Source organism: Arcticibacterium sp. SM2516, from assembly GCF_057914865.1.
Map to the genome: position 1 here is coordinate 3,073,990 of NZ_CP195290.1, position 12,188 is coordinate 3,086,177.

The 12,188-nt window shown below is 34.9% G+C and carries 4 protein-coding genes; 1 reads left to right on the top strand and 3 read right to left on the bottom strand.

All coding sequences use genetic code 11. From position 1 onward, the window contains the following. Nucleotides 1-94: 94 nt before the first annotated feature. Nucleotides 95-4,789, bottom strand: coding sequence for an AVAST type 4 anti-phage nuclease Avs4 (gene avs4, locus ACSBFT_RS12780; RefSeq protein ID WP_489600924.1), 4,695 nt, complete (start codon nucleotides 4,787-4,789; stop codon nucleotides 95-97). 512 nt (nucleotides 4,790-5,301) lie between these two features. Between avs4 and ACSBFT_RS12785 the strand changes: the two genes are divergently transcribed. Then, on the top strand, nucleotides 5,302-8,574 hold the full coding sequence (locus tag ACSBFT_RS12785; protein WP_489600925.1) for a T9SS type A sorting domain-containing protein: 3,273 nt from the start codon (nucleotides 5,302-5,304) through the stop codon (nucleotides 8,572-8,574). A gap of 760 nt (nucleotides 8,575-9,334) precedes the next feature. Here the strand turns inward: ACSBFT_RS12785 and ACSBFT_RS12790 are convergent. Together ACSBFT_RS12790 and ACSBFT_RS12795 are read right to left on the bottom strand one after the other, a co-directional pair. Next, complete coding sequence (locus tag ACSBFT_RS12790; RefSeq protein ID WP_463047269.1) at nucleotides 9,335-9,694, bottom strand: LytTR family transcriptional regulator DNA-binding domain-containing protein; 360 nt, start codon at nucleotides 9,692-9,694, stop codon at nucleotides 9,335-9,337. A 90-nt stretch (nucleotides 9,695-9,784) separates the two neighbouring features. Next, on the bottom strand, nucleotides 9,785-12,109 hold the full coding sequence (locus ACSBFT_RS12795) for a hypothetical protein (RefSeq protein ID WP_489600926.1): 2,325 nt from the start codon (nucleotides 12,107-12,109) through the stop codon (nucleotides 9,785-9,787). Nucleotides 12,110-12,188 lie beyond the last annotated feature (79 nt).

The window sequence follows — 12,188 nt, forward strand, 5'->3', positions numbered from 1 at the left end:
GTGTGTTAGAGAGGATTCTAACAGTTCATTCATTTTGAATACATAATTACACTACAGATTTAATAATTCATGACAGCAGTTGTTCATTATTCTTTTATAAAATACTTTCTCTTAATAAATATCCGTGTATTGAACCTCGTTCAATCATAAAATCAAGAATTGGAATAATTTTGTTTTTTAACTTTATTTCTTCCTTGATTTTTTGTCTATTAATAAAAGTAAATTTCCTTAAAAACTTTTCTAAGTAATATAAGGTATTTAACTCTAGACCTTTAACATTTAAAGAGGTGTTGTTTGATACAATTGCATGAATCCAGTCAATGCCTTCATCATTAAAGTTACTTCCAATAGAATTTAAAACTTTGACTATAGAGTACAGTACAGCAGGAATACTTCCTAATTCCTTAGAGGCTCTAGTATAAAGAGACAGATTTTTACTTTTTAAGCTACGCCAAGCCTCTATATCTTCACGCCACCAACGCCAGGCTAATAAATAATTTGTTATAATTTCTTTTAAATGAAAGTCACCAGGGTACGCACATAGTTCTTTTATTTTCGGATATAAGATGTCCCAAACATGCCAAAACTTTGCATGTTCGTTTAAATAATCTTCCGCACTTATTAATTCTTCAATAAATGAAGCAGTTTCTTTTGATAAAGAAAACGAATCAATAAGTGGCTTCAGGAACACACCAATTTCCCTTTCTTCTCTTTGTAGAATAAAATAAGCAATTCTTTTGAAAATTTGTCGGCGTAACAGATTAATATCAGAACCGTTTCCTGATGTTTCGTTGTAACTTCTCCCATACTCAAATAATTGCGAAGCTAATGGTGGTAAATATTTTCTGTAAATATCTAAGTGAATTTCATTTTTTGTGTCAGACGGTATTATTTGAAGAACAATTTCTAAATCATGTATGTCCAGCGAAGTAATATCACTTATATCAAATGATATATTTTTAAAAGTGAAATCTGGATTTTGCCTCTCCAATTCTTCCAAAATCCAACTTTTAGAAATTCGACCCCAACCTATTTCTTTCCTTTTTTTGGCAATAATACTTTTATAGATAGGCTTTATTTTTATGTAGCCAAATAAAATTGATTGAACAATTTTTGGATTTTGTCCCCACAATTTTGATTTGTGGATTGATTCAATAGCATAATCACAAATCCTTTTATACGCACCAAGGGGTGTTTTATCCAAGAGAACCAAAACCAATTTTGAAGCATATTCTTCAGCTTCTTCAGGATATTCATTTATTAATGCTGGAATCGCATGAACGGAGGCTTCAACTCCATCACTTATTTCATAGTTATAATCATCGGAAAGAAGGTTTGATAAATAAGAAAGAACCATTTGCTTACAATACTCTTTATCTTCTTTTGATAGTTTACCTTTGCATTCAATCAGTAATTTCGAACAAGAAAAACCTGGTATCCGATAATCCATAGTGATCATTGCATTTCGTCCAGATTGTAATTCTTCAACAAGTTCTTTCGTTTCTAATAAGGCTAAAAGGGGATTCTTATCATATTCTTCATGTTTTGCAGATTTGCTTTGACCACTTTCAACCCGAAGAAAATTTGCCCATAATCCTAAAGAAGTATATTTATAAATATCTAGGTATTCGCGATGTACTTGTTCACTTTCCATTCTTAGCTCATCAGAAAGTTCTTTGGGACTAAATTCTATCAGTAAATTATTATCGTCATGCTGTGATACTTTTGGTATCAGATTTCGACTGTCCATTCTTGCCAACAAAATTCCGTAAGATTTACTTATTGAAGCATTAGATTTGTGTTGGTCAATTATTTTATACAATTTCTCGATGAATTCAGAATTTTGTTCTTCTGTAAATCCTTTTACACCGCGAAACTGATAATTCAAAAACAATGATTCTAAATTTGAACTTCTATGTTTGTCTTCACATGACTTTAGTCTTTCATCTGTGTATAAAATGTCCTTAAATTTATCCGTGCCATATCCTATTGAATACAGGGATTTTGCTTGGAATTCATTTGTACATCTGAAAGTATCCAGATGAAAAAATTCTATTGTTTCGAATAAAATAATTGCAACACCATTGAACTTATCAGGATTTGAAAGCACAACGCTACAAACAACAGAAGTAAGAGAAGCAGATTTTGATTGAGTAAGAATTCTTAGAAGTATACTCTGAAGTATATCAGCCTTTAGCATTTGAGAAAATTTCAAAAGAATTTTCTCAAATGCCATATGTATTGATTGTAATAGTCCTGGAACCACAGGGCTTCCAGAACCTCGATATATACACCAAATTGCACCACTCAAATACTGAGTTACTTCCTTGTTATTTATGTGTAATTTAATTTTTACAATATCTTCCTTTCCATAATCAGAATGGCTATAAGTTTCAACAGCCCTATTTGTGAAATCAATGATAAAATCAAGTGTTTCATGGAAAGCTATTTGTAGTAGCCATTTTATTGGTGTCTGATTGGCACTGGCAGGGAAATAATTGAGTTTGTGTTTGTCTGTCAAACCATATCGGCTTTCCATTGAATCCCTATCATATCCAAATAGGTCATCTTTTTCCGGTTGCTTTTGCCAAAACAAATCACACAATTGAATTACGTTTGATGGAAGCGTTTTTATTAATTCAATTGCTATATATGGCTTCTCTAGAATTTTTGAGCAAAGTCCTTCGTACGGGTCTCTGTGACCAGCCCATTTATTAGCAATGACTTTTTCAAAAATTTCTTTTAGTTCTTCTCTTAGTTCGTTGGCTGCATTAAAAATTACTTTTAAAATGTTTTCTTCAGCTCCATCTTGAATAAAGAAGTTTTCTACAGTTTCAGTCTTTTGGATTATACTTAAAGCCAACAAACCTGAATACCGTGTAGTATTACCTTCTTTGTTGAATTCGCACCAATCAGTTAAAACAGGTAAAACAGGTTTTAGGTTATTGTCGAAAAAGTCAGATTTGTGTTTGTAAATAAGAGTAATAACTTCTTCCCAACCTCTCCCTTTTGGCTTTATAATTTCTATACTTTGAACTGATGAAACGTCTGTACAAGCTATTCTTAATAGGAACAAAATTCGCTTTAATATTTCAAAATCATCTGCAATGATTTCTTGCTCAAAAAACTGAAAGAATATTTCTGAATAATCTGAAAGCAAAACGGAAATTAAAATTTCGTCTTTCCAAAATTGATTAACATCAGTGCTTGTAAAAGCACTTTGAATAAATGTTTCTATTTCTTTACTATTTTCAGATAAATGGTCAGATAACCAAAGCCTAAATGCTCTGCGTATGGGTAATGAATTCCCTAAATCATCCAAAAACTCTTTTAGAGTTGAAGTATTTGAAAAACTTCTGGAAACAATTTTATCCAAGGCCCATTCTTCATAGATGTCATGAGTAATAAAATATCCGCTATGAGTATCATTATAGCCAAGTATTTCGTCATGCTTTAATTGAAACAGTGCTGATTGTGGCAAATCGTCTGAACTAATATAAAATCGTCCTGTTTCACATCTTTTTTTAGAAATACTGATGATACATTTTTCTCGTTCAAGATGCAGGTTGTCCTTTTGAACAGCATTATTTTGTATTCGCTTTTTCCAAAGCAAGTCAATAAATCCCTTGTAATTTCCTTGTTTGTCAATGTTTGAATATTGTTGAACATACTCTCTTAGATAAAACAAGTTTCTAAGTCGTTCTAAGAATTTTTGATTGTCTGGAAGTGAGAATTTGAATTCATCTGCTAGTGACTTTAATTCATCAGCACCAATCAAAGAAACGTCATTCACCTCAAAAGGCAACTGATAATTCTCCTTAATGTGAAAAGTTAAATCGTTAAGATAAGCGTAGCGTGTTGTAAAAATGATATTCCAATCATTATCTTTCAGCTTTTGTATTAAAGTGGTAAGAATATCGTTGTTAGAAATTTCTGCAAGTTTTTCTGCGGAATCAATTACAAAAATTTTAAGTGGTTCGTCCTTATAGGTATTGAGAAACTGTGCAAATGTAAATTTATGGTCTATGTGGAATATGTCGTTAATGTGCTTTACATTAAGTTCATTTGCTTTAAAAACACAAATGGGTATTTTCATAAAGTATGAGTTATAAAACTCTTTGAAAATCGCGGTTTTACCGCATCCACCTTCGCCCGAAATGATTATGTTGTTTTTATTTTGAGAAGCAATAGCAATTGATTCAACAACAGAACTTCGGTCAATTTTAATTTCTTTGTCTCCGAATGTTATTTCTGTCTGAATTGCTTGTAAAATATTCTCGTTGTGTTTAGAAATCTCATCAAGTAAATCTCCTTCGTTCGGGTCAAGGCTAAAAAAAATGTCATTGATGTATTTGTTGTCAGGCAAAGACAATTGTAATTCAAAATTACTTGGAACTCGCCATTGAATAATTATTCCTGCTGTCTTTGCGGCTTTCTCAATGTCTAACTGATATTGCGGTTTCTTTTTACTTTTAGTTGTGCTTTCTGAAAGTTCTTGGTTGATATAGAGAAATAATTCGTCTAATTGTTTGTTTTTAGATTTAGCTTTATTGATTGAATCAATAATATCGTTTTTGTTGTCTGCGATTGAAGTCGTGTAGTATTTGGATTGAAAACCGTAATATTTTCCGTCTTTTTCAGTTGGCTCTGTCTCAATTCCTGTTTGGTTTTTGTAGCGAAATAGTCCAATGCGATTGTTGAACTCTGCACAAAAAAGCAAATAAGATATTTGTTCAAATGCCCACGTCTCTCGTTTGTCATATTTTAGATCAAAAATCTTCCAATTCATATAGAAGCTTGCTTTAATTCAATTTCCCCTTCTAGGCGTCTGTTACTATTTCTAAACTAAACAATCAAAAGTGAATCCCGTTTTGGAAACGGAGTTTCCTAATTCGTTTGCCTCTTTGAGGATTTCACATTAAACAACACCAAGCCAAACAAAGGGATAAAAGTAAAATGAAGCTATTGTGTGGTTTTAACTTTAAAATTAAGAGCTTTTAGCGAAGAGAGCTAATGCTGTGGAAAAGTTTATAAATTATAGATTTTAGAATGCAGCAGAGTCAGCAAGCTAGACTCTTCTAAGAGAAATTTAGAAGGATTTCAAGGTTTACAATTACGAGTCTCCGACTACCTGTCGTGGAACAGTTTAGTGAGAGGTAAGTGTTGAAATTTTTCCTAATTTTCTATAGTCCAATAGTTTGAAAGGTTGGGATTGCAGGAAATAAGGGATGTGTGAAATGTGTAACATATCTTAATTATTGTGTAATAATTGGATGGATGGGGGCTTGTAATTTTATAATTATGAACACTAATTATTCCATTCGTCCACTAATTGTATTTGTTCTAATTTTCGTCTACAACCAGTCTTTCTCAGCAAATCGTTTTTGGGTAGGTACTGGTAGTGGAATATGGAATAATACTGCAAACTGGTCAGATGTTTCTGGTGGTACATCTGGATTTTCAATTCCTGGGTCAAGTGATGTGGCCATCTTTGATGGTGGTGGTACTAACAATTGCGTGATAAATGCCAATTTGAATGTGAACGGATTCAAAATGACAGGAACATATAATGGAACAATAAACGTAAATCCTGGAATAACTACTACTATAGGAGCTTCTGGTTTTTCCCAAGCTGCAGGTACATTTACGGGCAGCAATGCAAATATTTCTATTGACGGCACCTTCCTTTTGACAGGCGGGGTATTTAACGCTACAACTGGAATTCTTCAAATTACTGGCGGTTATACATATTCTGGAGGAACATTTAACCATAACAATGGAACAGTTACATTTTCACTGACTCAAACAATTTCTGGAAACACTTCCCTGTATAACATTATATTTATTGCTAATGGTGGCATTTATACTATTGCAAGCGGTACCACTTTAAGCTCAACAAACAACGTAACTATTAGTGGTAGCCATGCTTATACTATAAATACTGGAATAGTAGAAATAAAAGGAAATCTCACGCTCGATGCCACTCAAAACAATTCAGCAAATGGAGGAACGGCCACCTTTTTATTTAATGGGAGCGGCGTTCAAAATATTACCGCAGCTATTTCTACAATTAATGTGGGTGTCAACGAGAGAGCGTCTGCGTTGCCTAGTGTTGAAATTAATAAAACTTCAGGAAGTCTTAATTTAATCGGGCTAATCAATCTCGACGGATCATCATGGAAAACAACTGCTGGGGCTTCTCTGGTGAATGCAGGTACTTCAACGGTTAATATTAATAATGAGGTTACATTTTCAGGACAAGACTTATCATTATATAATATTCATATAAATGCAAATTCCCAAATAATCACTTTAAGTCCAGCCTCTTATATCCTGACTTCTACTCATAATGTAACCATTAATGGGAATAATCATTATCGGGTGGAGACAGGCATTTTGCAAATTTTGGGTGATCTTACACTTGTCAATACTAGTTCAACAACAGTTAATGGAGGATCAGGAACGTTTCTGTTCAGTGGGACCGGGATCCAAAATATTAATTCATCTGTTTCAAGCCTAAGCAATGTGTGTGCATTACCACGTGTAGAAATCAATAAATCTGCAGGGGCTTTGAACCTCATTGGGATTATAAATTTTAGCGGAAGCTCATGGAATACAATTGCTGGTGCATTATTGGTAAACGCAGGGACTTCCGTAGTTAATCTTTTAAAAACCACTACACTTTCTGGTCAAAATTTAAGTCTTTATGATATTGTTGTCTCTGGAAATAATTCCACCACAACCATTAGTTCTGGCCTTACTTGGACTTCTACACATTTGATAACCATTGCCGGTGGAGCAAGTTGGTTCAAGCTCAATACAGGTACACTAAATGCCAAAGGGGATGTATTGGTAACCAATACAAATAGCTCATTGAACGGTGGAGGCAATGCCATCTTACTGTTTGATGGCACCTCTAATCAGTTGCTTACAGGTTCAGGAATTGCTAATGCTGGACGATTACCGCAGGTGAAAATCAATAAAACGGGAGGCATCTTAACGCTTTCAAACAATATTATTTCTATGGATAATGATTGGACTTATTTAGCAGGAACCATAGATGCTAGCACTAAAGCTTCAACAATTGATTTTTACAAATCCGCTACGGTAGATGGACAAGGAACATCGAGCACGATGGCCTTTAATAATGTTTTCATTTCAGGCCTTATCACACTGGGTGGAAAGATGGATATTAATGGGGATTTTACTATTAGAAGCGGAACAGGTAATCAGCTGGATGTTAATGCCGCTAATAATTATCAAATTAATATAGCTGGAAACTGGGTCAATAACAATTCTACGACGGCCACCTCTTTCAATGAGCGAAGTGGGAAAGTTGTTTATGATGGTGGGAACACACAAACGATTACCACAGTACCATCTTCGGATATCGAAACTTTCTACAATTTAGAAGTCAATAAGGCCGGAGGGGATTTGATATTGAATGCTCCAGTATCCATTTCGAAAAATCTGAATTTTGTTACCGGAAATATTTTATCTTCCACTTCTTATCTTTTGCTGATAAATAATGCTGCTACTGCTACTGGAGCAAGCAACAATAGTTTTGTTTCGGGTCCTGTACGAAAAACGGGCAATCAGGCATTTGTTTTCCCTACTGGCGATAATTCTATTTTGAGAACCATAGCTATATCTGCTCCAGGTGTTGTTACGGATCACTTTACGGCCAATTACATTGAAAATGACCCAGACCCATTATATAGTGGAACTTCACTCAATGCTAATTTAGATCATGTTAGTGCTTGTGAATATTGGATACTAAACCGAACCGGTGGCAGTTCAAACGTAGCGGTTACCTTATCATGGGCTTCAAATTCGTGTGGTGTTGATAACCTGTGTGACTTGCAGGTTTCACGGTGGGATGGGGTTCAATGGACGTCAGAAGGAAATGGAGGAGCCAGTGGTACCTCAGCATCAGGAACTTTGGTCTCAGGAACTGCATGTACGGTTCCATCACCTGTCTCCAACTTTAGTCCCTTTACACTCGGTTCAGTTTCCAGTAATAATCCCATGCCCATAAAGTTGATCTCATTTAAAGCTAATATATGTGAAAATTCCGTTTGTTTGTTTTGGGAAACTGCATCAGAAGTAAATAACGATTATTTTGTCGTTGAGCGTAGCGATGACGCCCTAAACTGGAGAAATATAGGGACGGTTGATGGAGCAATGAATTCATCTATCCTACTCAACTACGTTTTTATGGACACAGAACCAATTAATGGAGCTTCTTATTATCGCTTAAAACAAATTGATCTTGACGGAAAGTTTGAATACTCTAATATTGTTGCCGTTTCGGATTTTAAAAATGGAAATTCAGCCTTGGTTGTTTACCCAAACCCATCCAATAGTAATGGTATATTCCACTTCATGTTCAATCGAGAAAAGGAGCAAGTCTTGTCAATAGAAGTTTATAATACGCTAGGAGAAAGGGTTTATGCCCCAATGAACTATGAGCAGTCAAGCATCGATTTATCAGGCCAGCAAAATGGCTTATACAAAGTTCTTTTTAATCTAAACACTAAGAGAATAACTGTAAATGTTCTGCTTAATAATTAGGTCTCGGATTCAATATTTGAATAGGGTTTTAGTAGTGCTGATGGGAGAATCAGGCTGAACGTTTCAACAGTGCTGGTGCTCTTGCTTTAGTGTATGGTAATAAGAGCAGTAGAAAACATTTTGCTTTCAGTTTTGTCTTTAGCCAAATGAGACCCTCTTGATGCTTATTTTCTCTTAATTGTTACAATTGGACATAATTATCCTTGAACTTCGATATAAATTATAACACAGAGCTTCCATAAAATTCTGGGTATCCATTTTTTCAATGCCTCGACATCTTGCTATTCCTCCAGAAAATCATCTGTAAACTTCACCAAAAGTGTTGAATCTGGTTTTGCCAATTATCTTGTTGAACTTTTTCTCCCAAAGAGTTAAGGGTTGGTTCTTTTTTCAAAATGTGGATTTAGCTTCATAAACCCGCTTTATGCATTAGGCAATCTCCCGATTTTATCGGGACCGTATCTAAATTGCTTCTAATCAGTTTACTTCGTCAAGCTCAGCACAGGCTACACCCATTCAAACTCAATCACCAGAGCCCTTCGCTATTAGCTCAGGGTAAACGCTATGCTAATTTCCTTTAATTATCTGATTTATTGCACTTTAAAACTCATAACGATTCTCCAACGCATAATCCGGGATAAAATAAGCATTGGAGGTTTATTCGTGGCTATTTAAGAAAAATAATTATTTCGAGAATGGAATGATGCAGAGTCAACAAGCTAGACGTTGCTCATGACAATGGGTTATTAGCTCTTTGACCTCATTTCAAAGAAACCTCTATCAGTTTTATGTCTCGTGTAAGCGACAGATTAACCATGTCGTTAATTCTTCTTTTAGAGACTTTCATGACTTCGTTATTGCTCAGTTTTGCTCGCATTCTACGCCCGTTTCTATATAGCGATTTAACACAATCTAGGTTTACCACCGCTCCTCTATCCGTTCTATAAAAACCATGAGAAGAAAGCCGTTCTTCCAACAAACCAATGGTGGTGGCCACTAAAACTACTTTACCACTTCTGAAGAAAATCTGTGTATAGTTTTCTCTGGCTTCTAGTTTTAACAACTCCTGCGGATCTGCAAAAAGGTGTCCGCCGATTCTGATTTTTGGTATTGTTTTCACAAGTCTTAAACATTTGATAACCAAAGATCAAGAATTATTCGATGCAAAAACATCGTGTAAATAGGGGTAAATAAACCGTAAAATGGAATTCTAGAAACCGTTCCAAACATCTATGACAGCACCTGATTCTAAATCGAAAACAGCGGATGTTTCTATTTCCAACTTGTTGGACTTTGCTCTGTAAGGAGCATCAATTGAAACTTTTTTCCCAGCAGGAATGAATGTATTTGAGCAATGGTCAGGTACATATCCCAAACTCCAGTTATCATCGTCAAACCAGTCTGACATAGTGCTTCCAGCAATGAAAGTATTGGTTTCAGTTGTTTGGCAATCGGGTTCTTCAAAAGCCACCTGAAATTTATTTAAAGGACATGATGGCTTATGAGCTAATTCAAAATACAAGATAAAATTACCAGAAGTATCTTTTTCTGCTAGCAGTGCATTATCTGTAAATGTACCAATGGAGCTGGTACTGGTCTCGTCTAAGAATACCAATGAAACTAGAGGATAGGGTGAGTCGCCTTGAAAAAATATAGGCTTCTCTGCTATTCCATCAGAAAAGTAACCACTTAGTTCTCTGGTAATATACCCGTGATTGGTAAGAGTAAAAATTTGTTTACCCTTTGCATTTAATATCAAACCGAAGTTTTCAGGATATTCATGATTATAGCCAATAGAAGAGTATAAATATTCCAATTTACCGTAGTTCTTAGCCGTGCTGGCAGAAATAAATAATGGTACACTGACACTCATAACACCGCATGAGTCATTCACAAACTGACCGTCGGTAAAAGATATAGAGCCAGAATTTGTACTATCTGCAATAAAAAGTCCATCGTTAGTAAAATCTCCATGTCCCCAAAAAAGCCGACTGTCTGATGAACAATCTGCAAAAGAAATAGTACCGAAATTCGAATACTTGGCTTTAATATCGTTGAAATGCAAAAAAGCTACATGACTGTCTTCATAGCGTACTTCAGCATCAGCCAAATTTTTGAATACACCTCCAGCTTGATCAACATAAGCACGTTCATGCAAACTTTTAAATTTTAACAGACCACTATTCTCAACATAACCTTCATTCGAAATCACGTATCCCAATTTTTTTAAGCTCATATTTCCTCTATTGATAAGGCTGTCTTCGTTTCTGATTACAAAATAATATTGATCTGCACTTGAAGAGCTATCTATTTGAAAAACTCCAGAGGGTTCATTGATAAGACTGCCAGATACTATATGGAAACTATATTTATAAATTATACCAGCAAAATCACCAGTTGAAACATTTTTGTAGAACATTGAATCTGAATTTACGATACTTCCGCTTCGCTCTATTGAAACAGCCTTATTTTTGTGATCTGCATCCAGCTCAAAATACCCGGTATTACTAAATAAACTACTATCCACGATTACCAGGTGGCTTTGAACCAGGTCTCGGTTATCAACAAAAGTATAGCCCTTGTTTTCCAAGGTGGCTCCTAATTCTAAAACCACGGCACTAGCCGTAGTGCTTGTGCACAGTAGTGTGTCTTCATTAATAAAACTTGAAAATGGGCCACTTATAAGCAAATTATTAAAGGAAGTTAGATCCATAAAGTTCTTATTCACAAATTGGCTGTGACTTTTAACTTTAATTTGACCCGAATTTATAATACCTGTACTATCGTTCAGGAATTCAGCGGATGAGCCATTAACCTCAATAGAAGTTGCGATACCGGAGTTAATTGTTATTTCACCCAAATTTTGTACAAAACCTGTATCTTTTACTATAATGGCCGGAATGCTACCTACATGACTAAAGCTTCCTGTGTTTACCCAGTCTCCATAATTCACAAACGCGGTGGATTCTAATTGAAAAGAAGTCTCTATTTCCCCTCTACTTTCTATATATCCAGTATTATATACAAAGAATGACTTACATGTATTTAGGTCCGCTAAAGTATTTGAATCCAATAATATCTGACCTTCATTTAGTATTCCAGTTGTATCTGATCTATTAATTATCAATTGACTACTACCAAAACCCATATACCTTCCAATACTTGATATATGCAATGCTATTTCTGCGTTGTCTTCAATCGTCAATATCCCCCGGTTTCTTATTGTTCCGTTTACTTCACATCCTGAGCCTGAAGCAGAATCTATTTTAAAGGTCACATTGTTTAATATCCTTAAAGTATTATTACCTCCAATAACCAGACTTTTTATTTCTATATGCGTTGAACAAATCACACTGTCCTTTGTAATGTCTTTTGAACTGATTTCAACATCATCTGTACTTATAGGCACATTCCCACTGTCCCAGTTTAAAGGATCATCCCAATTAAGACCATCGCCATTGCCCGTCCAGCTGATAGTTTGACCCATTGAGGATATTGAAATAAAGAGACTTACCAACAACAGGAGTTTTGACATAATTTATTTAAATAATGATTAAGATAACACATCTATTTTTAAAAGCTCTATTTTTAGTTGATGGAACATTTACACCTTA